At 53.3% G+C, this 26,599-nt stretch carries 23 protein-coding genes; 12 read left to right on the top strand and 11 right to left on the bottom strand.

What is annotated here, in order from left to right:
- The first annotated feature begins 77 nt into the window (after positions 1–77).
- Both AMM48_RS03105 and AMM48_RS03100 read left to right on the top strand, forming a co-directional pair.
- Positions 78–1,667: an L-serine ammonia-lyase, iron-sulfur-dependent, subunit alpha gene (locus AMM48_RS03105; RefSeq protein WP_102782848.1), complete on the top strand. Its 1,590-nt coding sequence runs from the start codon at positions 78–80 to the stop codon at positions 1,665–1,667.
- 224 nt (positions 1,668–1,891) lie between these two features.
- Complete coding sequence (locus tag AMM48_RS03100; RefSeq protein WP_102782847.1) at positions 1,892–3,208, top strand: FAD-binding oxidoreductase; 1,317 nt, start codon at positions 1,892–1,894, stop codon at positions 3,206–3,208.
- A gap of 9 nt (positions 3,209–3,217) precedes the next feature.
- On the opposite strand, the gene AMM48_RS03095 is transcribed toward AMM48_RS03100, so the two are convergent.
- From AMM48_RS03095 to AMM48_RS03075, 5 genes are all read right to left on the bottom strand, one after another.
- Positions 3,218–3,940: an isochorismatase family cysteine hydrolase gene (locus AMM48_RS03095; protein ID WP_102782846.1), complete on the bottom strand. Its 723-nt coding sequence runs from the start codon at positions 3,938–3,940 to the stop codon at positions 3,218–3,220.
- Positions 3,941–4,158: 218 nt separating this feature from the next.
- A complete protein-coding gene (locus AMM48_RS03090; protein WP_102782982.1) occupies positions 4,159–4,527 on the bottom strand; it encodes a nuclear transport factor 2 family protein in 369 nt (122 codons plus the stop codon).
- Between the two features lie 83 nt (positions 4,528–4,610).
- Entirely contained in the window at positions 4,611–5,099 is a 489-nt protein-coding gene (locus tag AMM48_RS03085; protein ID WP_102782845.1) for a group III truncated hemoglobin, read from the bottom strand.
- Positions 5,100–5,185: 86 nt separating this feature from the next.
- Positions 5,186–6,535, bottom strand: a complete 1,350-nt coding sequence (locus AMM48_RS03080; RefSeq protein WP_102782844.1) for an FAD-dependent oxidoreductase — start codon at positions 6,533–6,535, stop codon at positions 5,186–5,188.
- A 114-nt stretch (positions 6,536–6,649) separates the two neighbouring features.
- A complete protein-coding gene (locus AMM48_RS03075; protein ID WP_102782843.1) occupies positions 6,650–8,020 on the bottom strand; it encodes an aspartate aminotransferase family protein in 1,371 nt (456 codons plus the stop codon).
- Positions 8,021–8,335: 315 nt separating this feature from the next.
- Here AMM48_RS03075 and AMM48_RS03070 point away from each other — a divergent pair, with 315 nt between their 5' ends.
- The 7 genes from AMM48_RS03070 (at position 8,336) to pgi (ending at position 16,536) form a co-directional block, all read left to right on the top strand.
- Complete coding sequence (locus AMM48_RS03070; protein ID WP_022732433.1) at positions 8,336–9,718, top strand: glutamine synthetase family protein; 1,383 nt, start codon at positions 8,336–8,338, stop codon at positions 9,716–9,718.
- Between the two features lie 46 nt (positions 9,719–9,764).
- On the top strand, positions 9,765–10,313 hold the full coding sequence (locus AMM48_RS03065) for a cupin domain-containing protein (protein WP_022732432.1): 549 nt from the start codon (positions 9,765–9,767) through the stop codon (positions 10,311–10,313).
- A gap of 84 nt (positions 10,314–10,397) precedes the next feature.
- Positions 10,398–11,903, top strand: coding sequence for an aldehyde dehydrogenase (locus tag AMM48_RS03060; RefSeq protein WP_102782842.1), 1,506 nt, complete (start codon positions 10,398–10,400; stop codon positions 11,901–11,903).
- A gap of 47 nt (positions 11,904–11,950) precedes the next feature.
- Complete coding sequence (speB, locus tag AMM48_RS03055) at positions 11,951–12,922, top strand: agmatinase (protein ID WP_102782841.1); 972 nt, start codon at positions 11,951–11,953, stop codon at positions 12,920–12,922.
- 114 nt (positions 12,923–13,036) lie between these two features.
- Positions 13,037–13,621, top strand: a complete 585-nt coding sequence (locus AMM48_RS03050) for a protein-tyrosine-phosphatase (RefSeq protein ID WP_102782840.1) — start codon at positions 13,037–13,039, stop codon at positions 13,619–13,621.
- 161 nt (positions 13,622–13,782) lie between these two features.
- Complete coding sequence (locus AMM48_RS03045) at positions 13,783–14,742, top strand: PfkB family carbohydrate kinase (RefSeq protein WP_102782839.1); 960 nt, start codon at positions 13,783–13,785, stop codon at positions 14,740–14,742.
- A 147-nt stretch (positions 14,743–14,889) separates the two neighbouring features.
- Positions 14,890–16,536, top strand: a complete 1,647-nt coding sequence (pgi, locus tag AMM48_RS03040) for a glucose-6-phosphate isomerase (protein WP_102782981.1) — start codon at positions 14,890–14,892, stop codon at positions 16,534–16,536.
- Positions 16,537–16,594: 58 nt separating this feature from the next.
- Here pgi and AMM48_RS03035 read toward each other — a convergent pair whose 3' ends face one another.
- Both AMM48_RS03035 and AMM48_RS03030 read right to left on the bottom strand, forming a co-directional pair.
- Positions 16,595–16,768 carry a DUF2256 domain-containing protein gene (locus tag AMM48_RS03035; protein WP_102782838.1) on the bottom strand — a complete coding sequence of 58 codons (174 nt, stop codon included), beginning with the start codon at positions 16,766–16,768 and terminating at the stop codon, positions 16,595–16,597.
- 23 nt (positions 16,769–16,791) lie between these two features.
- Positions 16,792–17,871: an FAD-dependent oxidoreductase gene (locus AMM48_RS03030; protein WP_102782837.1), complete on the bottom strand. Its 1,080-nt coding sequence runs from the start codon at positions 17,869–17,871 to the stop codon at positions 16,792–16,794.
- 185 nt (positions 17,872–18,056) lie between these two features.
- Here AMM48_RS03030 and AMM48_RS03025 point away from each other — a divergent pair, with 185 nt between their 5' ends.
- The 3 genes from AMM48_RS03025 to AMM48_RS03015 all read left to right on the top strand — a co-directional run bounded on the left by AMM48_RS03025 (position 18,057) and on the right by AMM48_RS03015 (position 22,081).
- Positions 18,057–19,652: a choice-of-anchor I family protein gene (locus tag AMM48_RS03025; protein ID WP_102782836.1), complete on the top strand. Its 1,596-nt coding sequence runs from the start codon at positions 18,057–18,059 to the stop codon at positions 19,650–19,652.
- Positions 19,653–19,816: 164 nt separating this feature from the next.
- Positions 19,817–20,560 (top strand): response regulator, encoded by a 744-nt coding sequence (locus tag AMM48_RS03020; RefSeq protein ID WP_028791561.1) that lies wholly within the window; start codon positions 19,817–19,819, stop codon positions 20,558–20,560.
- 9 nt (positions 20,561–20,569) lie between these two features.
- The gene (locus AMM48_RS03015; protein ID WP_102782835.1) at positions 20,570–22,081 is read left to right on the top strand and encodes an ATP-binding protein; all 1,512 of its coding nucleotides are present in this window, start codon (positions 20,570–20,572) and stop codon (positions 22,079–22,081) included.
- Between the two features lie 157 nt (positions 22,082–22,238).
- Here the strand turns inward: AMM48_RS03015 and ugpC are convergent, their stop codons facing one another.
- The 4 genes from ugpC to AMM48_RS02995 form a co-directional block, all read right to left on the bottom strand.
- A complete protein-coding gene (ugpC, locus tag AMM48_RS03010) occupies positions 22,239–23,351 on the bottom strand; it encodes a sn-glycerol-3-phosphate ABC transporter ATP-binding protein UgpC (protein ID WP_022732422.1) in 1,113 nt (370 codons plus the stop codon).
- A gap of 4 nt (positions 23,352–23,355) precedes the next feature.
- Entirely contained in the window at positions 23,356–24,243 is an 888-nt protein-coding gene (locus AMM48_RS03005) for a carbohydrate ABC transporter permease (RefSeq protein WP_102782834.1), read from the bottom strand.
- A complete protein-coding gene (locus tag AMM48_RS03000) occupies positions 24,236–25,144 on the bottom strand; it encodes a sugar ABC transporter permease (RefSeq protein WP_022732420.1) in 909 nt (302 codons plus the stop codon). The genes AMM48_RS03005 and AMM48_RS03000 overlap by 8 nt, the downstream gene beginning before the upstream one ends.
- A gap of 97 nt (positions 25,145–25,241) precedes the next feature.
- A complete protein-coding gene (locus AMM48_RS02995; RefSeq protein ID WP_102782833.1) occupies positions 25,242–26,504 on the bottom strand; it encodes an ABC transporter substrate-binding protein in 1,263 nt (420 codons plus the stop codon).
- Between the last annotated feature and the right edge of the window lie 95 nt (positions 26,505–26,599).

Genomic DNA, 26,599 nt, shown 5'->3' with positions numbered 1-26,599 from the left:
ATCATAAGCAGGTGATCATTCGAACATATTGTATCGACCACATCGCACTTTCCCGCGACCCTTTAAAGTATCCTGTCATGCAAGAAATCAGTCTGCTGAATTCCGTTATTGGTCCCGTCATGCGTGGGCCGTCAAGTTCGCACTGTGCTGCGCCCTATATGATGGCGAAACTGGCGCGTGAACTGTCTTGCTCAAACGGGGAAGTGTTGAAAGATGCGGTTGTGAGGTTTGATCCACGCGGCTCTTTTGCGCCGGTGTATAAGGCGCAAAGTTCGGATGAAAATTTTGCTGCCGGTCTTGCCGGGGCGCAGCTTGCCGATACGGATTACCGCGATATCTTACCGCGCGTGATGCGGGGTGAGGGATTTCAGTTCACCATTGAGATATGTGAGCTTGAAAACAACAACCATCCTAACCGCGTTGACCTTGAACTAACGGTAGAAACCGTCGAGGGGGAAGCGCGAACCGATCTGTATGCCGGTGCATCAGTTGGCGGGGGGATGTATTACATCGACGCGATGAATGGTGCGCCGGTTTTTCAAACGGGTAAAAGTGCTACTGTCTTTATCTGGGGCGAAGCGGCGGTTTTGGCGGCCGATGGTATCGCCGGGCAACTGGCGGCGGGCGGCAACAAGCTGTTTGGAACATCGGTTGATCCGGAACGCAACCGCATTGAAGTTTCCCTGCAATCTTTGCCGGGGGCGGATTTGATTGCGGCTGTGCGTGGGCGTGAGGGTGTTAACGACCTTCGGTATGCTGATGCATCGCAATATCCGGTTTGTGCGACCGAGGATTTGTTTTCAACCAGTGATGCTGTGATCTCGGTTGCCGAGGAGCAGGGCGGATCATTGGCCGATGCCGCCCTTGTGCTGGAGGCCAAACGCCTTGGCCTGTCACGCGACGCGACGCGCGTCCTTTTCCGCGAACGGTGTGAGTTGATGCTGCGTGTGGTTGCCGAAGGGTTCGATGCCAAACCTGAAGACAACGTGATGCGGTTTTTAACTCTGCGCGCACGGAAGGTCCGCGATGCCAATCTGCCATCTGGTCTTGGCGGTGCGGTTTTGCAGGATGCCATGGCGGGCGCATTGTCGGCGATGGAGCGTGATTCAAACCGGGGGCTGGTCTGTGCAGCACCAACGGCGGGCAGTGCCGGTGTTGTGCCCGGAACGCTGTATGGCTTGATCCGCCATGGGATTGATATCGAAGGTGCTACTGACGCGCTGCAAGTCATGGCGGTGATTGGGGCTGTGTTTGCTGCACGTGGGACATTTGCCGCCGAATGTGGCGGATGTTCGGTCGAAACCGGCGCATCGGCGGCAATGGCAGCAGCGGGTGTTGCGCAAGCATACGGCGGGGATGCCAAACAATGCTTTGACGCAGCCGCGATGTGTTTGATGAATACGCTTGGCCTGGTCTGTGATCCGGTCGGCGGGGATGTTGAAGTTCCGTGTCATGCGCGCAATGTCGCCGGGGTATCACACGCCTTTTCATCGGCGACGGCCATTCTGGCCGGGTTCGATGCGGTTCTGGCCTATGACGAACTGGTTGATCAGACAGTGAAAATTGGTGCGATGATGCATCCTGATTTGCGCTGTACGGCGCGTGGGGGCTGTGCCGCAACCAAAACTGCTCTTCGCATGGTCGAAGCCGTGACCCACGGGGCTTAAGACTCTGTTTTAATTGCGTAGGTCTTGGTCGGTGAGATTAAAAAGGGCCGCAGGTATCGCGTTCTATACGCGTCTTTGCGCAATCCTTTTTCCTTGGCGATGCCTATTTTGGTATAATCGGTGAAATCCATCCAAATACAGCTGGAAACGGCTGTTTTCCCTTGATAGATGCCCCTGATCGGGCAGGATGTCGCGACAAAGAACAACCAAATTGAGGCTCCCTCGTGTTTACCCCGAATTTGCTGACCGCCAATGACAAGGCAGGAACCTATCCGGCATCCTATTATGCCGCGACCGCCAATACGACCGCACCGTTCGAGACAATCGAAGGGGATCAGTCGTGCGACATTGTGGTCATCGGTGGCGGCTTTACCGGGTTGTCATCGGCCTTGCATCTGGCCGAACGTGGCTTTGATGTCATCCTGCTTGAAGCCCATCGGGTTGGCTGGGGCGCATCGGGCCGCAATGGCGGGCAGGTCGGATCGGGCCAGCGCCGCGAACAGGATGACCTTGAAAAGATGGTCGGGCGCGATGATGCCAAAAAACTGTGGGATATCGCCGAGCAGTCCAAGGACATCGTCAAATCCCTGATCACCAAACACGACATCAAATGTGATTGGAAACCGGGCATTTTACATGCCGACCATCGCGCGCGGTTTGTGTCAGATACCCATGCCTACACCGAAAAGCTGCAAAGCGAATATGGCTATAACCAGATCCGCAACGTTGACCGTGCTGAAATGCGCGAGATGCTGGGGACTGAGTTTTACCATGGCGGGTCGCTTGATATGGGGGCGGGGCATATTCACCCGCTGAACTTCGTGCTTGGCATTGCCAATGCGGCCCGCGCTGCAGGGGCGCGCATTTTTGAAAATGCGATGGTGACATCCTATGAAAATCAGTCGGGCAAGGTCACGGTTAAAACCAGCAACGGTGCGGTTGTTAGCGCTAACAAAGTGATCCTTGGCTGCAATGGGTATCTTGATGCTCTTGAAGACCGTGTGGCAAAGCGCGTGATGCCGATCAATAATTTCATCATTGCCACCGAACCGCTTTCCGATGATTTGGCGCGTGATTTGATCCGCGATGATGTGGCGGTTGCGGATTCAAAATTCGTGATCAACTATTACCGGCTTAGTGCGGATAACCGCATGCTGTTTGGTGGCGGGGAAACATATGGCTATCGCTTCCCCAGCGACATCAAATCGTTCGTCTCACCCCATATGCTGGAAGTCTATCCGCAGCTCAAAGACGTTAAAATTGATTACGGTTGGGGCGGGACGTTGGCGATTACGATGAACCGGATGCCGTTTTTCCGTAAGATCGAGGATAATGTCTTTACCGCAACGGGTTATTCCGGGCATGGGGTTGCGATGGCAACCTTGGCCGGGCAGATCATGGCCGATGCGGTTGCCGGAACAATGGAACGGTTTGACGTAATGTCGAACTTGAAAATACCGGCATTCCCCGGCGGCAAGACGCTGCGGTATCCGATGCTGGTGGCGGCTATGGTTTGGTACTCGATCCGCGACCGGCTTTAGGTCCTGATCCTAAGCCGGTTCGCTTTGTTTGGCTGTGGCTGTGGCTGTGGCTGTGGTGTCTGAGACGGCATCGCTGGCTTTTTCGTCAATCCTATCTTTCGCGCCAAGTGCGATAAGGCGGGATTTTGTTTTTCGCCAGCTTTGTGGGTTTTGGGCGAGGGTGGTTGTGTCACTAAACGACACATCATAGCCGCGATTAAGTGCGGCCTTCATGGTGGCGTTGACGCAAAAGTCTCCATCCAATCCGACGATGATGAGTTTGCCAACCTGATGCCGGTCCAGAACCAGGGATAATTCGGGTTCATGAAAGGCGTCTGCGCGTGATTTAACGATGTCGTGGTCAATATCGCCATCAATCCGGGCATCAATGTCGAGTCCCTTTGATTTCGGGCAGCCGCGTCCTTCATTGAGCAATTTGACAAGAAAGTTGACGTACCAGCCAGCGAAGGTTTGTCGGATTGAAATGACCGGAAAGCCATTGGCGTTGGACGTTTCGACCAGTTTGTTGATGGCCATGATGCCATTTTTCATCGCGTCGGCAGGATAGGTGTGCCTTGCGTTATCCGATGTGAAATCGTCTTGCAGGTCAATCAGCAGAAGGGCAGTGTTTGGACGTGACGCCGGGTCAATTGTCGGGCCAATGCTGATGGCCAGATGGCGGCGATGTCCATACAAAGTATAGGCAATCAGTGCAACCAGCAGAATGGCGGCGACAAGGATCGCAAACCACATCGTTATTTTCTCCGTTTTTGTTTCAATCGGGAATGGGTGCAGACCCTAGTCAAAACCGATAATGCACAGATTGATGGATTTTCTTATGGGTTTCAATGTCCTGATGTCCGCAAAAGGGATATCTTGGGGTGAAAACATCATGAGACCAGCGTTGTCATGCACGCCAAATCTGCATCAACTCTTTGCGTTTCGGGATGTTGGGGGTGTTGTTTTTTACATCACGAAGGGGCTGAGCTGCCTTCTGGCACGTCATGGGGCAGGTTCCAGCCGAAATAGACCTCGACCGATGTAACACGGCCATCACGGATGGTCAGAATTTCGGTATTTCGAAAACGGCGGCCAGTATTGATGTCCCCTTCATAGGTGACAAAAACGTCATCCCCGTTCGCAACGAGATGTATAAGGTTGAACCTGTCAATCCGTTGATGATTGGGCCAGCAACATTCGAAATAGGCGTTTCGATCCAACTGGTTGTCGAGCGGGCTGGTAAACCGGAAATTATCGGAAACCAGACGCTCGATCGCATCGCGGTCCGAATTTTCATAGGCCTGGAAATAGCGCTGGGCAATGGCAAGTGTGTCAGACATCGGGGCACCTTTGGTTTGATACATCGTGCAGTCGAGGGCACGGTATCAAAACTGATTGCAAAATGCAACTGGTGTGGCGTTGCCTATTGATCCGGTGTCCAGCTTGCGACCGGGTCATAGCGTTCGCCCTTGGACAGGATTACCCCATTGTGGGCCGCGATCCCGACTTCAAAGCTTGATGCGATGCGAAGGGCGCGTTCCATGAAATGCTTGGCCGCGGGTTCATCGCAATATTCCGAAAGGGTCTGTGCAAAAAGTTGCAGCCAGCGGTCAAAATGATGGCGGGTGATTTTAAGCGGCATGTGCTTTTGCATCGGACGCCCATCGTAATTGCCGGTTGCCAGTGCGACCGATGACCAGAACATCACCATGCGATCAAGGTGAGTGTCCCAGTTTTTAACTTTTTCCTCAAACACCGGACCAAGCATGTCGTCTTCTCGGACCTTGGCGTAAAATCCGTGAACGATATTTTTGATCATGCCCTGATCAATCCCGGTGTCTTCCTTGATCCGCCGGGTGGCGATTTCGCGGCGTTCCTTGATTTCGGCAAGGGTTGGCTGTTTGTCAGACATGGTGAATCGGCCTGTGATGCGGTCAGGATGTCACAGGATTAGCGCAACCTGCGACGGTTCATCATGACATATGTCAGTTTGCCCAATTACGCAAACCGATCCCGTAATCCGTAATATCGATAGGCCGCTGACCGGGCGACACGGCGCAATTTTGGCAACGGGAAATTATCCATCGGGGTCCCAAGAACCGCGCCCAGATCTTCGTTGCCAATTGCACCTTGCATCCGTTGGGCCAGAAGTTTGCCGCCCTGACTTGCCAGCGCAACCCCATTGCCATGCCAGGCAAGGGCTGTCCACACATCCCGATAACCGGGAACCCGCCCGATATAGGGCCGCCAGCTTTGTGACAGACAGGCAAGCCCATTCCAGTGATGGGTGAGCTCAACATCACGCCATGCCGGGAACATACGGTTAAAGTTGCTCAGCAAGTCGCGTTTGCCCGCGTCAAAGGCCGCCGGGGTGGCGGTAATGCCGCCGCGTCCACCAAACAGAAACCTGTTGTCGGGCAGTTTGCGGAAATAATGCAGTAAAATCCGGCTATCAAATGCCATCAGGTCGCTGGTCCAGCCCTGTGCGGCAAGTTCATCGTTGCTCATGGGGCGGGTGACAAAAATCCCCGAAAAGACCGGCATCAGCTTGCCCCCAATCCAGTCGGGCAGGTTTTCCGCACTGTATCCGTTGGTGGCGATGATGATCTTATCGGCAGTGATTTGGGTTGCGCCTGCATGCAGGGTGTATTTGCCGTCAGCTTCGTCAAAACGGTCGATCTTTGCCTGTTCGAATATTCGAACACCGGCCTTGATGCACTGTGCGTGTAATCCGATCAGATACTTCATCGGGTTAAGGCCAAATCCGGCTTTCACATGCAGCCCGCCGTATGTTTCCCCGGCATTCAGGCCACGTTCCACAAGGGTATCACGATCAAGAAGTTCTGATTTAATGTCAGTGAAATGGTTGAGTTCGTCGATTTCTTCGTGCAGTTCACGCACCCGGTTGGGTTTATGAGCCAAAACGACCTCGCCATCCGAATGGCGGTCGGCATCAATGTCCCAATCGCTCAGGCGTTGATCGACCAGCTCAATTGCATCGCGTTGAATACGGGCAAATTTACGGGTTTCATCCACGCCAAATCGTTTGGCAAGATAGCCGTATCCCTTGCCACTGCCGCCCATGCAACAAAAACCGCCATTACGTCCCGATGCACCCCAACCACTGCGTCCGGCATCAAAGACGGTAACATTTGTGCCGCTCGTCGCAAGTTCCAGGGCCGCTGACAAACCGCAATACCCGCCGCCAATAATCGCGACGTCGGTTTTAAGCGCGCCATCAATCGGAAGCTTTTCGCAATCTGGCAGTGGTGCGGCACTTTCGACCCAATAGCTGTCGGGCAGGGTGTCAGTTTGATAGGCGGCGGGCTGGTAAATGCGTTTGAGCATGGGGCACTCGTTGCGATGGGGTAAAACGATGGGATCGGATGCGCGGGATTAAAAATACCCGGCGATGATAGGTCATGCCGGGTATTTCGTTAAGTCACAGAAATTGTATGATGATTACATTTTACCGATTTTCTTGGCAGTATCATCCAGTGCCGCACGGAGCCGTTTGACCAGCTCGTCGACTTCGTCGTGAGTAATGCAAAGCGGTGGTGAGAGAACCATACGGTCGCCACAGGCCCGCGAGATGACACCATTGGCAACGCATGCATCGCGGCAGATGGTGCCGACGGTGCCCGGCTTATCAAATGCTTTGCGGGTTTTCTTGTCATCAACCAACGGCATGCCAGCAATCAGGCCAATCGCTTCAACCGCCCCGACCAGCGGATGGTCTTTAAGGGTGTCAAGCTGTTTGCGGAAATACGGGCCGATGTCATCACGGACCCGTTCGACCATTTTTTCATCGCGCATGATGCGGATGTTTTCAAGGGCGACGGCGGCCGCCGCCGGGTGGCCGGAATAAGTAAAGCCGTGGGTGAACTCACCGCACTGATTGATCAAAACATCGGCAACACGTTCGCCAACCATAACCGCCGAAATAGGAAGGTAGCCAGACGACATACCCTTTGCCATCGGCATCAGATCGGGTTTGATGTCAAAGGTCTCAGACCCGAACCAATTGCCGGTCCGGCCAAAGCCGCAAATGACTTCATCGGCAATCAGAAGAATGTCGTATTTTTTGCAGATACGCTGAATTTCTGGCCAGTAGGTTGACGGCGGAATGATTACGCCGCCAGCCCCCTGGATCGGCTCACCGATAAAGGCGCCAACGCGGTCTGCGCCAAGTTCCTCGATTTTTTCTTCAAGCTTGCGCGCGGTCAGCAGACCGAATTCTTCGGGGGTATGGTCGCCGCCTTCGCCGTACCAGTAAGGCTGATCAATATGAACGACATCGCGCAGCAGTGAACCACCCTGTGCATGCATACCCGACATACCGCCAAGCGATGCACCGGCCACGGTCGAGCCGTGATAGGCGTTCTTGCGACTGATGATGTGGGTGCGCTCAGGTTTGCCCTTAAGATTCCAGTATTGATGCACCATACGAACAACCGTGTCGTTCGCTTCAGACCCGGAATTGGCGTAGAATACGTGGTTGAGGCCTTCGGGCGTGATTTCGGCGAGAACTTTGGAAAGCTCAATCGCAGGCGTATTCGCACACTGGAAGAAGTTGTTGTAGTAGGGCAGTTCAAGCATCTGCTTATAGGCCGCTTCGGCAAGTTCCTTGCGACCATAACCGATATTGACACACCAGAGGCCCGCCATGCCGTCAAGATAGCGCTTGCCGTTGGAATCCTCGATAAACACGCCCTTGGCGCTGGTAATAACGCGCGTGCCACGATTGTTCAGGTCCGCCGTATCGGTGAACGGATGAATATGGTGTGCCTGATCTATGTCCTGCCAATAGGCGGTTTTGTCGAAATTATTCATAGCGTCTCCTGACAGCGGTACTTGCCTGTTTTGTGCGATATGTTGAACATCTGCTTTTAGTGTTCGTTTTTTTGAACACCTTTGCAAGAGGAAATTTTGGATAATATTTTGCGGTAAAATGCGTTGTTTTTTGTTATCTGCTGGTTGTTGTGGGATGCTGGTGTCCGCTGATTAATTTCACGTATTCAGAAATTGTGCGCTGCGCGAATTGCACGATATATCGCACGAATGGGCTTGACCGGGGCTGTTTGGCACGGCACGATGCGGCAGGGATAAACCCTGCGAATACGAGGCCTTTTCTGGGAGTATAAGACGATGAACAAGTCGTTCGTCGAAGACAGTAGGGCAGAAGCCCAACGATTCTTTGAAGAAAATCCTGATATCGAACTTATTGAATTGCTGATCCCCGACGTTAACGGGGTGTTTCGTGGCAAGCGAATCAGCAAACAGAAATTCCTTAAAAGCTTTCAGGAAGGCGTTAATCTGCCGGGTTCCGTCTGTCTTGTCGATATCACCGGTGACAATCCGGAAGGCACGGGACTTCTGTGGTCCAGTGGTGATCAGGACAATATAGCAAAGCCGATCGCCGGTACGCTGTGCCGTGTTCCATATGGCGAACTGCCTTTGGCCCAAGTGATGATGAGCTTGTATAACCTTGACGGTTCGCGCTTTTTTGCCGATCCGCGCAATGTTTTGCAGTCGGTTGTTGATCGCATGGCCGCGGACGGTTTTTATCCGACTGTGGCACTTGAGCTTGAATTCTATCTTGCCGATCAGGATCGGGAAACAGCCGTGCCATTGCCCCCGCAGCCGCTTGGTGGCGGGATCGCATCGGATGGTGTGCAGGTTTATGGTCTTCAGCAGATCGAAGATTTCGAACGGGTTCTTCATGATGCGGTTGCCGAACTGAACCGTCAGGGTATCCCGGCCGATACCATCGTTGCCGAAGCAGGCCCCGGACAGTTTGAAATCAATCTGGGCCATGTCAGTGACCCGATGATGGCCGCAGACCATGCCATGCAGCTTAAACGCGTGGTTAAGGGCATTTCATGGGATCACGGTGTGACCGCGACCTTCATGGCAAAGCCGTATTCTGATCAGGCTGGTAACGGCTTGCACGTCCATGTCAGCTTGCGCGATGAAGACGGCAACAATGTTATGTCGCCCAAAGGCGATGAAGAAGTGTCAGACAATCTGCGCTTTGCCATTGGTGGCCTGCAGGAAGCGATGTTTGAAAGCATGGCGATCTTTGCGCCGAACCCGAATTCATTCCGCCGTTTCCAGAACAAGGCCTATGCGCCGATGTCGCCGAACTGGGGTCTGAACAACCGGACTGTGGCATTGCGTATTCCTGCTGGCAGCCCAAAAGCCGCACGTGTTGAACACCGTGTATCTGGTGCGGATGCAAACCCGTATCTGGTTTTGGCCTGTGTTTTGGCTGGCGTGCATTACGGCATGAAAAACAAGCTTGATCCGGGTGAGCCAACAGTTGGCAACGGCTATGAACAGCACGGAGGCAAGATCGTCCCACGCAGCATGATTTCCGCCCTCGACCGGTTTGTCGAAGGCGATATCGTCAAAGAATATTTGGGCGAGAAGTTTGTTGAAGTTTTCGACATTTGCCGTCGTGCCGAATATGACGAGTTTTTCTCTGAGGTGACCCAGCTTGAATATCGCTGGTACCTTGATGCGGTTTGACCGCGCATAAAAATATAAAAAGCGTGCGATAGGGAAAAGAACAGGAATGTCACAGAAGGTAGGGGATCGCCTGAAGGCTGTGCGCAGCATGTATGGGCTGTCACAACGGGAACTGGCACGGCGTGCCGGTGTCACCAACAGCACGATTTCGACGATTGAACAAAACCGCGTCAGCCCGTCGATTGATAGTCTGGCCAAGGTTTTGGCAGGAATCCCCATGACCCTGATCGATTTCTTCACCATCGATCTTGATACCGGTGAAGAGATTTTCTTTAACAAGGAAGATCTTGTTGAGCTGGCCGACGGGACGATGTCGATGCGTCTTGTCGGGGCAACGCGCAAGGATCGTAATTTGCGTGTTCTGCATGAAACCTATCCGGCTGGCGGTGACACGGGTGACAAACTGATTGTCCAGAAGGGTGAAGAAGCCGGTGTTATCGTGCGTGGCAAACTTGAGGTAACCGTTGGGGAGCGGGTCAAGATTCTTGGCCCGGGGGACGCATATTATTTCAATGCGGAAATCCCGCACCGTTTCCGAAATGTCGGGGATGGTGAATGCGAAGTTGTCAGTGCCGCGACCCCGCCATCTTATTGATCACGTCACAAAACGGGCAAAATGCCCGTGTATGTTTATCGAAATCGAACAAGGCCCAAAGCGCCATCCGTCAGGAGACTTCCGATGACCAATCCGTTGAATTTTGAACAGCTGACCGCACAGGCCGCAGCCCTTGATATTCGCAATAAGGCGTTCATCAATGGCGCCTATGTCGATGCGGCATCCGGCAAGACCTTTGACTGTATCAGTCCACGTGATGGTTCGGTTCTGACCAAGGTTGCCGAATGTGATGTCGAAGACGTCAACCGCGCGGTGGCGTCAGCCCGTGCTGTGTTTGAAAAAGGCAGCTGGTCCGAAGCCGCGCCGGCAAAGCGCAAGGCAATCCTGCTGCATTTTGCCGATCTTCTCGAAAAGAATGCTGCTGAACTCGCCTTGCTCGAAAGCCTTGATATGGGCAAGCCGATCACGCTGGCGTCGCGCGATGATATCCCGCTTTCATACAAATGCATTCGTTGGTATGCCGAGGCGATCGACAAGATTTATGACGAAGTATCGTCATCGGAAATCAATGCAATTGGCATGATCACCCGTGAACCGCTTGGCGTGATTGCGGCTGTTGTGCCTTGGAACTTCCCGTTGATGATGGCGGTGTGGAAACTTGGCCCGGCCTTGGCGATGGGCAATTCCATTATCCTTAAACCGGCCGAACAATCGCCGCTTACCGCCCTTCGTGTGGCTGAGATCGCGGTTGAAGCGGGTATTCCCGAAGGTGTCCTGAACGTTGTTCCGGGCTTTGGCCCAACAGCGGGCAAGGCGCTTGGCATGCATGAAGATGTTGATTGCGTGACCTTTACCGGGTCTGGCGAAGTCGGCAAGCTGTTCTTGCAGTATTCTGGTCTGTCAAACATGAAGCGTGTTTGGCTGGAATGTGGCGGGAAAAGCCCGAACATCGTTCTGGCCGATTGCCCGGATATGGATGCGGCTGCTGCGGCTGCCGCAGGTGGCATTTTCTATAATCAGGGTGAAGTCTGTACCGCGGGTTCGCGCCTGATTGTCGAAGAAAGCATCAAGGACGAACTGATCGAAAAAGTCATTGCTGCGGGTGCAAAAATGCAGCCGGGTGATCCGCTCGATCCCAAAACCGAGATGGGTGCGATTGTCGATGAAGGTCAGATGAACCGTGTTCTGGGCTACATCGAAAAGGGTTCTGCCGAAGGCGGCGTTTTGCGTACTGGTGGTAAACGTGCGCGCACCGAAACCGGTGGTTATTACGTTGAGCCAACCGTGTTTGATGGTATCAAAAATGACATGACCATCGCCAAGGAAGAAATCTTTGGCCCGGTTCTGTCGGTTATTTCGGTCAAGGACTGGAAAGAAGCTGTTCAGACCGCAAATGATACGCCATATGGTCTGGCCGCAGCCGTCTGGACGCGTGACATCAACAAGGCACATCTGACCGCAAAGAAACTGCGGTCTGGTCTTGTCTGGGTCAATTGTTGGGACGGTGGCTCCATCACCATGCCGTTTGGTGGCTACAAGCAGTCAGGGACAGGTCGCGACCGCTCCCTGCATGCGTTGGACAAATATTGTGAAATGAAGTCGACCTGGATTGCACTGGGCGACGCGTGACCGAACTTTAATTCTTCTGAGCTTCATTCAGAGATAAGGGATGAAAAATGAGCAGCACCGGGGTCATTGATTCCAAAGGCGGCGATAACGCCTTTACGGCGAAATCCGTGCATCAGAACACCAGCGAGCCGATGTATTCCGGCGCACTGTCATTCATGCGCCGAAAATATTCCCGCGATCTTAGCGGCATTGATGTGGCGGTAACAGGCATTCCCTATGATCTGGCGACCTCAAGCCGACCGGGCACGCGACTTGGCCCGCAAGGTGTGCGCCGTGCCTCGGCCAATCTGGCATGGGCGCCGCACTTTCCGTCAGGGCGCGATATTTTTGCCGAACTGTCGGTGATTGATTACGGCGATATGGTTATTGATCCGGGCCATCCGGAAAAACTGCCCGACATGATCGAAGACCACGCGCGCGATATCGTGCAGTCAGGATCCAAGATGCTGACGATTGGTGGCGATCATTTCATCACCTATCCGGTGTTAAAGGCCCATGCCGAAAAATACGGCGATGGTATTTCGCTGATCCAGTTTGATGCCCATTCCGATACTTGGGAAGATGACGGCGACCGGATTGATCATGGCACCATGTTCTGGCATGCAGCGCAAAAGGGCATTGTCGATCCGTCAAAATCCATTCAGGTCGGCATTCGCACCCACAATGAGTCGGCGCATGGGTTTAACATCCTGTATGGCCCGGATGTTCAGAACATGTCGATTGACGCCATTGTCGCGAAAATCAAGGAAACGGTCGGCGATCGTCCGGCCTATATCACCTTTGATATCGATGGTCTGGACCCGTGCTATGCACCGGGGACGGGAACACCTGTTCTGGGTGGGATGACCACCCATCAGGCCGTTTCGATCCTGCGTGGCCTTGCCGGGCATATCGATCTGATCGGTAGCGACGTTGTTGAAGTTTCCCCGCCGTATGATGTTTCTGACATCACATCGCTTGCCGGGGCGACAATGGCATGGGAAATGCTGAACATTCATGCGGTTAACCGTTCGAAATAAGCATTGCGACATAAGTGTTTAACGCATTGGGCCGGGCTTATTTCATGAGTCCGGCCCTTGTTTTTTTAGATTGCTGTGCTCTTATGTCGTGAAAACATCACTTAGGAGAACGACATGAAACAGATTTCCATTTCCATGCTGACAATTTGCGGCATTGATGAGCTGCCAACCCATCGCAGCAGTGCTGTTTCACATGTGCTGTCCATGATTGATCCTGATCGGGATGATCCCGATGTTTTTACGCATTACAGCCCGCATGAACGGACCTTGCTGCGGTTTCATGACATTATTGATGATAAAGCCGACATGATTGCTCCGAGCCCCGGCATTGTCGAAGAGGTGCTGCGTTTTGGTGAAGTACTGAAAAATACGGTGGATCAGCGGTCAAACGGGCATTTGCTTGTTCATTGCCATATGGGGGTGTCACGTTCGACTGCGGCAATGCTGACATTGATGGCACAAGCGCAGCCTGACCTTGACGAAGATAGTCTGTTTAACGAGCTTCGGACCATTCGGCCGATTGCATGGCCAAATTCACGCATGATTGGCTATGCCGATGATTTACTGGGTCGTGATGGCCGGTTGGTTGCGGCGTTGCATCGCCATTACCGCGCACAGCTTGATCGCGATGCCAGTTTTGATGAGTGGATGCGGTCCCTTGATCGTGGACGTGAAGTGGATCAGGGGTGGGCGGTCTGAGTGCCGCGCGGTCATAGTTCGAAGATCGGAAAACAGGTCGTTTCGAAAGATACGGCCTAATTCCTTTGCGTGATGAATTGAATCGATTTAAAAGCGGTGCGTCCCACAGCAAATGATATGATCCCGATCCATGATCCGGGTGATAAAAACGGAGAAACGTAATGACGGCAAAAGCTGTTTGCCTTGGGGAACTTCTGATCGATTTTGTACCGACCGTGACGGGAACCGGCCTTGCCGATGCGCCTGCTTTTGCCAAGGCTGCGGGTGGCGCGCCGGGGAATGCGGCTGTGGGATTGCAACGTCTGGGTATTGAAACCGGCTTTATTGGCAAATTGGGCGATGATGCCTTTGGTCATTTTCTGGTTGATACGCTTAAAAGTGCCGATGTCGACACATCCGGTATTGTCCTGACCAAGGAAGCCCTGACCGGGCTTGCCTTTGTGTCGTTGCGCGCTGATGGGGAACGGGAATTTTCGTTCTATCGCAGCCCGTCGGCCGACATGCTGCTGTCACCGGCTGACCTTGATCAGGATATGCTGAAATCTACCGATCTGTTCCATTACGGAACGCTGTGTATGATTGATGATGATCCGCGTGCCGCGACGCTTGAAGCGATCAAGATCGCGCGCGAAAACGGTGCGATTATTTCCTGTGATCCCAACCTTCGTTTGCCGCTATGGCCAAGCGAAGAGAAAGCGCAGGAAATCCTGCGTCTGGCGATCAGTCAGGCCGACATTGTCAAAATGTCGGATGAGGAAATCCTTTTTGTATCGGGCAAGGATGACCTTGAAGACGGCATCAAGGATTTGTGGTGTGACGGATGGCGGGCCTTGGTTGTGACCTATGGCCCCAAAGGATCGCGCTTTATCACGCCGGAATTTGATGGTTTTGTCCCGTCTTATAAAATCACGGCTGTTGATGCCACCGGGGCGGGGGATGGCTGCACGGCGGGTTTCCTGTCGCGGCTTTTAAAAGATCCGGATTTGCTGGGATCAGAAGAAAAACTCCGCGACGCATGTGCCTTTGCCAATGCGGTGGGGGCGATTACGGCCACCAAACGCGGTGCGATCAACGCGCTTCCGACCGAGAAAGAAGTCGAAGCCTTTCTTTCCGCGCGTTGAGGATTTAGGAATACCGTGTAAGCGTGGCGGCAGCCCCATCACCGCCACACTCTTTACGCAAACTGTCCCACAAACAGTATGATCATCGTGCTAGGCTGCCTGGCATGGTGATTGTGTGTGAAATGATTTGAATTGGCCGAGGGTGGTATGTCCGCAGATAAAATGACCGATAGCTGGGAAAAACTTGATCGCCTTGGTGCGGATATTTCCGAAAAATTGAACCTGCGTCAGGCGTTCGCCGACGATCCCAAACGGTTTGATCGCTTTAACGTGTCACTGGATGACCTGTTTGTTGATTATTCGAAAAACCTGATCAGCGATGACGTCATGGTCGCCCTACGCGAACTGGCGACTGCGGCCAATGTCGAAGGTTGGCGCGACCGGATGTTTGCCGGCGACCGGATCAATGTCACCGAGAATCGTGCTGTTCTTCACACGGCCCTTCGCAATCTTGATGGCGGTTCGATCGAGGTTGATGGCGCAGATGTCATGCCCGCGATCAAGGACGTTCTCAGCCGGTTAAAAGCCTTTGCTGCGCGGGTTCATTCGGGCGCGTGGAAGGGCCATACTGGCAAGAAAATTACCGATGTCGTCAATATTGGCATTGGTGGATCGGACCTTGGTCCGGTGATGGTTAATGAGGCGCTGCGCCCGTATCACATTGACGGCATCCGATGCCATTTTGTGTCGAACGTCGATGGCGCGCATATTGTCGATACGCTGAAACACCTTGATGCGCAAACAACGCTTTTTATCATCGCATCCAAAACCTTCACCACTGATGAAACCTTGACCAATGCCTATTCGGCGCGTGATTGGCTGATTAAGGCATTGGGCGACGAAAATGCCGTTGCTAAGCATTTTGTCGCCGTTTCAACTGCGCTCGATAAGGTCGCGGCATTCGGGATTGATACCGATAATGCGTTTGGTTTTTGGGACTGGGTTGGTGGGCGCTATAGCCTGTGGTCGGCGATTGGCCTGCCGATCATCCTCGCCGTTGGCTATGACAAGTTCGAAGAATTGCTGCGCGGTGCGCAGGCGATGGATACTCATTTCAAAACAGCACCGCTTGACGCCAACATTCCTGTGACCCTTGCCCTGATTGGGGTGTGGTATCGCAATGTGTTGGGCGCATCGAGCCAGGCCATCCTGCCATATGATCAGCATCTTTCGCGGTTGCCTGCCTATTTGCAGCAGGCCGATATGGAAAGTAACGGTAAATCAGTGACCCGTGATGGTCAGCCAATTGCCTATGAAACCGGCCCGATCATCTGGGGGGAGCCCGGCACCAATGGGCAGCATGCGTTTTATCAGTTGATCCATCAGGGAACCGAACTGATCCCGGTGGACTTCTTAGTCGCGGCCAAGGCGCTGCATCCGTTGTCGAACCATCATGAAAAGCTGGTTGCCAATTGCTTTGCACAGGCCGAAGCCCTGATGCGCGGTAAGACCGAAGCAGAAGTTCGTGATGAGCTTGCTGGTGGTGATCTGTCCCCGGCGGAGATTGATGTGCTTGCCCCGCAAAAGGTTTTTGCCGGGAATAAACCTAGCACCATGATCCTCTATAAGCAGCTTGACCCGTTTACGCTGGGCCAGTTGGTGGCGATGTATGAACATAAAATCTTTGTTCAGGGTATCATTTGGAATGTGAATTCCTATGACCAGTGGGGTGTTGAGCTTGGCAAACAATTGGCCAAGGAACTGCTTCCGATGGTACAGGGCACTGAAAGTGCTGCATCACGTGATGCCTCGACCGCGGGGCTTGTCAAACAGTTGCAATCGTTACGTAGCTGACTGCCGGGGGTGGTCATCGCGTGCATTTAATGCGTGAAAAGAGCGACGTTTGCTTTGTCTAACGTCGCTCTTTTTGTGAGCGCTGGTTGCGGCATCTCTCCGAACAATATCGCACCGTGTCCCAACAATCCTTCCATTTACGCCGCCATGAAAATGGTCGATTGCAGGCCGGGCATGTCTTTTGTGGCAAGTCGGCCTTTGAAGGGCGTTGTCCGTTTGCGTTACGCGGCATGTTGGTATGTTCTGTTGTTAGCGCTACCCAATCAGGGTTTGCATCATGGCGTGCGCGGCGGTTTGGCCGCTGCGCCATGCGGCTTCGACCCGCGCGCCAAGGCACCAGTCACCTGCGGCAATCACCCGACCATTCATACCGTTCAAATAGCTTTTGCCAAGCGGCACTTCCGTACGGGCATAGCGCCAGCGATGGGCGGCGATGCTATGCAGTTCGGGCAGTTTGACACCACTTGCGGTGCGAAGGGCCGATAGAAGCTTTTCAATTACCCGGTCTTTGTCTTCTTCGAGATGGTCGCGCGACCATTGTGGTGTTGCGTGCAAAACCCATGGGTCGGGGGTGCGGGGGTGAAAGACGCCTTCGTTTTGTGTGCTGCGTGCCGCCCAGCTAATTTCCGGAGACGGATAGAGCATGGCATCAAAGGCCGTCGGCAGCGGCTTTTCAAATGCCACCATCACCGCCCAGCAGGGCGCCATCACCACATCACCAATCGGATCAAAACGGGGGCTGAGCGGGCGTAAAATATCCGCAGTTTGTGGTGCGGGTGCGGAGACAATCACACCGTCAAATGGCCCAAATGTGCCATCAAGATCATCATGCAACATGAACTGGCGCGGGCCGGATGGCTCAATCGCGATGATGCGATGCTGTTTTTTGATGTCAAATTCATCCACCAGCGGATGGATTAGCTTATTCATCTGTGGTGCCCCCTGAAACCAGCAATCAACTGCAAGGTTACCGACCATGCTGGTCTGCGCTGTTTGATCAAGTTGCGAGATGGTATCTGGGTTTTGTGCGATCTGGTCGGTAGAGGTTATCGATCCACTTTCTATGTCGCCGCGATGAAGGTTCGGGCGCCAGTTTCGCGCGGATTTATGGTCGGTTGCCTGACGCAGGAATGCATCAAATCCTGGATTTCGGGCAGTCACATATTGAGCACCATGATTGAAATGACCAAAATCGGTGCGCCGGGATGCCAGACGTCCGCCAAGCCCACGGCTTTTTTCAAAAACGGTGACGTTCATTCCAATGTTATGCAGCGTGCTGGCGGCTTTTAGACCGGCCATTCCCGCGCCGATAACGGCGATGTTAATCTGTGGCATGAAGGCAATCCTGTCTGGCTTGGGTCCTGACAACGCGACGGTTTGACTATTATTACGGCTTCGCACGCCGATTGGAGCAGTCATTGCCGAAAGATATTTATGAAACGGTCACCATTCGGTCATCAAACCGTTACAGCAAATCCGCAGGTTGTCTGTTTTTATGAACCATTTACCAAGGGGGAATTATGCGTTCTTCACTTCTGGCAACTGCCGCCGTTTCCGTACTGCTGAGTGCCTGTGCCGGGACCGCCAGTAACAGTGTCATGATGGCCGATGGGAGCACCAACGTTGGTGCACATCCACTCACGATTGTCCCGATGGGCGAATATCGGACAGGAATGCTTGACGAAAGTGCGGCTGAAATTCCGGCCTTTGACCCGGAAACAAAGCGTATTTTCGTGGTCAATGGTGCCGACAAGGCGATTGATATTCTTGACATGTCGAACCCGGATGAACTGACCAAGGTCGGTGCCATCACACTTTCGGCGTGGGGCAAGGGTGCCAACAGCGTTGCGATCATGAATGGGGTTGTCGCGGTTGCGGTTGAAAATGCCGACAAACAGGCCTCCGGACAGGCTGTGTTTTTCAATACTGATGGCGACTTCATCTCGGCTGTTACCGTCGGGGCATTGCCCGACATGATCAAATTCAGCCCGGATGGTAAACATGTTTTGGTTGCCAATGAGGGTGAGCCGAACGACGCCTTTACCAACGATCCGGAAGGCAGTGTTTCGATCATTTCACTGTCAGGCGGTGTTGATGGGCTGAGCGATTCTGATGTGCGCACAGTTGATTTTACGTTCCTCAATAATGCCGACCTGCCATATGGCATGCGGACATCAAACCCCGGCACCTCCAGCGTCGCGCAGGATGTCGAGCCGGAATATATTGCGGTTAGCAAAGACAGTAAAACCGCCTATGTCTCGCTTCAGGAAAACAACGCGGTCGCAATCATTGATATCGAAACCGCAAGCGTTGTCCGCATCGCGGGTCTTGGTTTCAAGGATCATTCGGTTCATGCGTTTGATGCCAGTGATAAGGATGGCAAAATCAACATCCGCACATGGTCGGTGATGGGCATGTATATGCCAGACACCATTGATGCGATTGAGATTGGTGGCAAAACGTGGGTTCTGATCGCCAACGAGGGCGATTCACGTGATTACGACGGTTACAGCGAAGAAACGCGTGTTGGCAAGCTGACGCTTGATCCGGTTACCTTCCCGAATGCAAGCAGCCTTCAGAAAGATGAAAATCTGGGCCGGTTGAAAACCACAACCGCACAGGGCGACACCGACGGTGATGGTGACGTCGATGTGATTTACAGCTATGGGGCGCGGTCGTTCTCGGTCCTTGATGCCGATGGCCAAATGGTCTTTGACAGTGGTGATGCGTTTGAGCAGTACTTGGCAGCAAATTACGCAAATGTATTTAACGCATCGGATACCGAAAACTACAGCCGCGACAACCGTTCTGATGACAAGGGGCCAGAACCCGAAGGCATCGCGTCGGGCTATGTCAACGGCACGCCTTATGCCTTTATCGGTCTGGAACGTCAGGGTGGCTTTATGGTTTATGACCTGACAAACCCGAGCAACCCGCAATTTGTTACTTATCACAGTGATCGTCGTTTTTCGGGCAGCCCGGAACATGACACTGCTGGTGAACTCGCACCTGAGGGTTTCCAGTTCGTCGCGGCCACTGACAGCCCGACTGGCAATGCGATGCTTGTTGTTGCGTCTGAAGTATCGGGCAGCACGAAGGTTTATGACCTGAAATAGTCCATCACATCACAGGATGTAAAGGCGTTGAAACGCATTGGAGAAAGCCGGGTAAAGCCCGGCTTTTTCTTTTATCAGCGACAATTGGTAAAATGGTTCAAACCGTTGGCATTATCGACTAAACTCCGCCCAAGGTCCTGATCGGGCCTGTCTACCATAGGGAGGTGGGGACTCTGACTACGCGACGTGAACCTCATATTCTGGTTGTCGATGACGATCAGGAAATCCAGAAGCTTTTGAAAAAATTCCTGCTGCAACATGGCTTTCGGATCACCACGGTGTCTGATGGTAATGAGATGCACAGGGCTTTACGTGACTGGAAAATCGATCTGGTGATTCTTGATATCATGTTGCCAGGTGAAGACGGCTTTGCATTGTGCCGTGACGTGCGTCGTACATCCAAGGTGCCGATTGTTATGCTGACGGCGGTGGGTGAGGATACGGACCGTATTCTTGGGTTGGAACTTGGTGCGGATGACTATCTGACCAAGCCGTTCAATCCGCGCGAATTGCTGGCACGTATTCGTGCCGTGTTCCGCCGGTTTGAAACCGGTACCGCGGGGCCGGTTGATAACGAAGTCGCGCCAACCAAACGGATCATTTTTGGCGAATGGACCCTTGATATCGGGTCACGTGAATTGCTTGATGCCGACCGTGTGGCGGTTCACCTTTCAACAGGTGAATTTTCGCTGTTGCTGGCATTGGTGAAAAACAACAAGCGTGCGCTTTCACGTGAACAACTGGTTGATATCGTGCGCGGGCAAAGCTCGCTGCCGTTCGATCGCAGTATCGATATCCAGATCAGCCGCCTGCGCCGCAAAATCGAAAAAGATGCCAAAAACCCCAAGCTGATCAAAACCGTGCGCGGTATCGGTTATCAGTTCTGCGCAGATACGCAAACGCTTTAGGGTCGGCTGATGGGCGGTATGTTCGCGGAATTTAGCAACCATCTTCGCCGCTATAAACCGCGTACCCTTGGCGGGCGCATCTTTATGCTCATGATGCTGGGCGGTGTGATCATCGCCATTCTCAGCACCATGGCATCCCTCTATGTCATTGAGCGTAACGAGCGGATCGGGCGGGCCTATACACTGGGCTTTACCATCCGCGAATTGCTTCGTATTGCCGAAAATCCCGAATTTGAATCCAATATTGTCGATATCGCGGCGCGCGATGGCATGGCGTTACGGATTTTGCCCCCTGATGATCTGGGAACGTTGCTTTTGTTCTCCCGCCCGGCACAGCACATTGCCCTTCCGGTCAGGTTGGCCAACACCGGGTGGCCGATTTCGGTGAAGGTTCATTTTCTGCGTGGACGGCTAAGTGCTGAACAGCGCGCCGTCATCGAGGCCACCGAAAATCCCAGCCTGTTTCTCGCCGAGCTGTCGCGCGAAATTGCGCGGCTTGGTCTGGAAGCCCAAGTTGAAATTATGATGCCATCGGGCAAACGGTTTCTGGTGAGCCATGATGAACTTTGGGCAAACTATTCGTCGCCGTCGCTTGTTTTCTTGATGTTTTTGATGGGGGTCGCCGCCGTTTTGGCGGTGTTTGCAGCCCTTGCTGATTTGCTGGCTGGACCGTTCAAGAACCTGACACGTGCCATCATCAATCACGGAGATGAAGTCGATAATCCGCCAGTCGAAGAACGTGGCCCGACCGAAGCCCGGTCGATGGCAGCAGCCTATAACGATTTACGCGAACGGATATCGCGCATGCTAGGCGACCGAACCCGGATGCTGGCGGCGATTTCGCATGACTTGCGCACACCCAGTACGCGGTTGCGTCTGCGGGCAGAATTTATTGAAAATGATGAGTTGCGTGAAACGGTCCTGCGCGACCTTGATGAAATGGACAGCCTTTTAAACGATGCGCTGGACTTTCTGGGCGACTGGATTCAGAAGGAAGAAGAACGCACCGTTGATTTCGTGTCCGTTCTTGAGGCGATCTGTGACGATTACGCCGACCTTGGTCGCCCTGTGTCCTTTGATGGCCCTCAACCGTTGCAATTCAGTTCCGTCCATACGGTGTTTGGCGGCGGGGATGAACCACATTCCTTTGGCGGCAAACGCAGCATTCGTTTGTCCTGTCGACCGGGCACCCTAAAACGTGCCTTTACCAACCTGATTGAAAATGCCCTGAAATACGGTCATCGGGCAAAGGTCAGTCTTGAGGCAACAGCCGACACGGTTTTGGTCACGATCCGCGATGAAGGCCCGGGTATTCCCGATGAGCATCAGGATAAGGTGTTTTTACCGTTCTATAGGGTTGAAGGATCACGCGCGCGAAAGACAGGCGGCAGTGGCCTTGGTTTGTCGATTGTCAAAACCGTAGTTGATGCCCATGACGGTCATATTGCGTTGCGCAACATGCCGGGCAGGGGGCTTGAGGTGATTATATCGCTGCCCCGTCGGGTTACGGTCAATCCGTGATCTGTTGAATGCGGTAACAAAAAAAACGGCCCACAGCGGGACCGTTTACAATCTACGTGAACCTGCAATTTGATGCATGTTCTGACGCCGCCTTCGATTTGGGCATACGACAAAAAGAAGAATGGCGGGTGGCCCCCAGAACCACCCGCCAGTCAGATCAGATCCGCAACTCGGAATCCGGGTCAAACAGACTGATCTGAGACATGTCGGCCGAGAACGTCATGCTCTCGCCCGGTGTTGGTGCCCGGTCTGGCCGGACACGCGCGACGATTTCTTTGCCGGCAATTTCAATCACGGTCATGGTGTCGGCACCTGTCGGTTCGATCACTTCGACCTTGCTATCGAAATTGACGTACTGGCTGTCGGCAGAGTCTGAGCTGCTACGTTTGTGCGTAAGCGCCTCAGGACGGATGCCAAAGACAACCTTTTTGCCAGCATATGCGCGGTAGCTTTCCGGTGCTTCAAACAGTGGAAGGCTGATCGGGCTGCCTTCGCGGTCAATATGAACCGAAAGCGTGCCATTTTCATCGCGCAGGGTCGCATCCATAAAGTTCATCGACGGTGAGCCGATGAAGCCGGCAACAAACATGTTGTTCGGGCGCTCATAGATGTTCTGCGGGGTATCGAACTGCTGCAGGATACCACCCTTCATGACTGCGATCCGCGATGCCAGTGTCATGGCTTCGATCTGATCGTGCGTCACATAGACAATGGTCGATCCAAGGCGCTGATGCAGTTTCTTGATCTCGGTACGCATATCGACGCGCAGCTTGGCATCAAGGTTCGAAAGCGGCTCATCGAACAAGAAGATGTCCGGATCACGTACAAGCGCACGCCCCATGGCAACGCGTTGACGCTGACCACCTGAAAGCTGGGCTGGCTTACGATCCAGAAGCGGTTCGATTTGCAGAAGTTTCGCAACATCGGCAACTGCCTTGTCACGTTCCGCGTTTGAGACGCCCCGGATTTCCAGACCAAAGGTGATGTTCTTACGCACCGTCATATTTGGATAAAGTGCATAAGACTGGAACACCATGGCGATGTTACGGTCTTTGGGGTGCACGTCATTAATGACGCGATCGCCAATGCGGATTTCCCCGTCCGTGGACGTTTCCAGACCTGCAATCAGGTTCAGAAGGGTCGATTTACCGCAACCTGATGGACCGACAAGGACGAGAAACTCGCCATCGTCAATCGACAGGTTGATTTCCTTGAGAACTTCAACAGGGCCAAATGCCTTGCGAACTTTATCGAGGGTGAGTGATGCCATTTGCTTATCCCTTCACCGAACCAGCGGTCAGGCCGCGGACGAAGTATTTGCCTGCCAGAACATAAACCAGCAACGTCGGAAGACCCGTCAGCAGAGCTGCGGCCATATCAACGTTGTATTGCTTTACGCCGGTAGTGGTGTTGACGATATTGTTGAGTGCGACAGTCATTGGTGCGTTTGCGCCAGAGGCGAATGAGGCACCAAACAGGAAGTCATTCCAGATCTGGGTGAACTGCCAGATGACCGAAACCACGATGATCGGGGTCGAGATCGGCAGAATGATACGCCAGAAAATGGTGAAGAAACCCGCACCATCAATGGTAGCTGCCTTGACCAGTTCGTCGGGGATCGAAACATAGTAGTTCCGGAAGAACAGGGTGGTAAAGCACAGGCCATACACGACGTGGACCATCACAAGGCCCGGGGTCGAACTGGCAAGACCAAGCTTGCCAAGAACCTGCGACATCGGCAGCAGAACGACCTGAAACGGAATGAAGCAGCCAAACAGCAGAAGGGCAAAGACGATGTTTGCACCCTTGAACCGGAATTTGGTCAACGCATAGCCATTGATCGCACCAAGGAAGGTCGAAATCAGAACAGCGGGAACCGCCATTTTGACCGAGTTCCAGAAATAGATTTTGATACCCGTACATTCCACGCCGACACATGCCTCGTTCCATGCATAGTTCCAGGCATCAAATGTGATGACACGCGGAAGTGAAATCAGGGACCCTTCGCGAATTTCGTCAAGCGACTTCAATGACGTTGAAATCATGACAATCAGCGGGAAGAGGTAGTAGATCGCAAACAGGATCAAAACGAGATACAGCAACCCGCGCAGTACGACGTTTTTCCAGCCTGCGTCTTGGCTATAGGTCTGAATATCAGCCATTTTTCTTGCCTCCGCGCAGTTCGGAATACAGGTACGGCACAATGATCGCCATAACGGTTGCCAACATCATCATCGCACTGGCCGCGCCAATACCAAGCTGGTTGCGCTGGAATGCCATGGTGTACATGAAGGTTGCCGGAAGATCGGATGAATAGCCCGGGCCGCCACCGGTAAGGGCGATGACCAAATCAAAGCTTTTGACAGCCAGATGGGCCAGAACGACAATCGCACTCAGGAAGACCGGGCGAATTGACGGAATGATAATGCCGAAATAGATGCGGGGCAGGCTGGCACCATCCATATAGGCTGCGCGAATGATGTCTTGATCAACGCCGCGCAATGCCGCAAGGAACATTGCCATGACAAAGCCCGATGCCTGCCAGACGGCTGCGATGACAACGGTGTAAATCGCCATGTCTGAATTTACCAGCCAGTCGAACTTGAAGCTCTCCCAGCCGAGGTTATGCATCATGCTTTCAAGGCCAAGGCCCGGATTAAGTAGCCATTTCCAGACAGTACCCGTCACAATGAACGACAGGGCCATCGGATAGAGAAAGATCGTGCGAAGAGCGCCTTCGGCGCGAATACGCTGATCGAGAAGAACTGCCAAAAGGCACCCGATAAACAGGCAGGTCACAATAAACAGACCGCCAAATATAAACAGGTTTTCAATGGCAACATGCCAGCGCTCCATCTGCCACAGACGTTCGTACTGCCGCAAGCCTGCCCAATCCCAAACGGGAAGCATGCGCGACTTGGAAAACGCCATATAGCCGGTCCACAGGATAAACCCGTAAACGAAAAACAGGGACGCAGCAAAGGACGGTGCAACCACGATCTTGGAAAGATGACGTTGGATGCTGGCCGCCAGGTTGCTTTCGGTGCTTTGAGAAGCCCCCATACCCTTTGCCTCAAAAGTTAAAGTAGTGGGAAGCAGGCCCCGGAAATCCGGGGCCTGCGCGCTATTCAGACAGCAATACTGTTCTGATCAGATGAGATTAGTCTTTGGCCAATTCAACAGCTTCGACCAGACGCGAGACGGCTTCGTCAGATGTCATGTCGGAGTTGAAATGTGCTGTCACGACGTCGACGATGGCACCTGAAAGGTGACCGCGAAGCGCCATGCCATGTGCCATCGACGGCAGGAAGCCGCCAACATCCTGAGCAGACTTGAGGTCAGCTTCGGATTTTTTCGCACAATCATCAAACTTGTCCATCGGAACGCCAAGGCGTGCCGGGATCGAACCTTTGAGAAGGTTGAAGGTTTCCTGGAACTTCTCACCAACAATCAGTTCAGCAAGCAGCTTCTGGCCGGCAATTTTGTCGTCGCCAGAAACGTTGAACATTGCAAAGCTGTCGGTGTTGAACAGGTAACCATTTTCTGACGGGGTCGGTGCGCAAAGGAAGTCTTTGCCCGGTACTTTACCAGCAGCAAGGAATTCGCCTTTGGCCCAGTCGCCCATGATCTGCATGGCGGCATCGCCATTCATGACCATTGCGGTGGCAAGGTTCCAGTCACGACCCGGGAAGTCAGCATCTACATATCCGCGGATTTTACGCATCTGGTCAAACACCGCTTTCATGGTGTCGGAATTCAGCGCGTCGTCGTCCAGATCAACGAGTGCTTCCTGATAGAATTCCGGACCGCCAAGGCCAAGAACGACGGTTTCAAAGATGGTTGCGTCCTGCCAAGGCTGACCACCATGGGCAACCGGCGTAATACCAGCAGCCTGCAGTTTGTCAGCAAGGGCATTGAACTCGTCCCAAGTGGTCGGAACCGTATCAGCACCGACTTTTGCCAGAAGGGTCGGGTTTGCCCAGATCCAGTCAACGCGGTGGATGTTCACCGGAACAGCAACATAGTCGCCTTTGTACTTCATGACGTCCTGGATTGCTGCCGGAATGACATCATCCCAATTTTCGGCTGCGGCAACGTCGTTAAGGTCGGCAAGTGCGCCTTCTTCGGCCCATTCCTGGATCGCCGGACCTTTAAGCTGCACAGCAGCCGGTGCATCACCCGACAGAACGCGCGAACGCAGAACGGTCATGGCTGCATCGCCAGCACCACCAGCGACCGGGCTATCGACCCATTTGCCGCCTTTGGCTTCAAAATCTTCTTTAAGAGCTGCGACAGCTTTTGCTTCGCCGCCCGAAGTCCACCAATGCAGGACTTCAGCGGTTGGCTCGGCATGAGCAAAGCTGGCAGTTGCGAGAGCTGATAACGCCACACCTGTGGCGAGGATGGTTTTGCGCAGATACATTATATGTTTCCTCCCTGGCTTTAAACCAATTACAGCGACAACATGCTGCGAGAGGCGATCTATTGCATCCACAAAACTGTAACAGGGCGTTTCCA

This window comes from Thalassospira sp. GB04J01, from assembly GCF_000751115.1.
GTDB lineage: Bacteria > Pseudomonadota > Alphaproteobacteria > Rhodospirillales > Thalassospiraceae > Thalassospira > Thalassospira lucentensis.
Note: the sequence above shows the minus strand (reverse complement) of the source record. Positions and strands in the feature narration are given on the sequence as shown.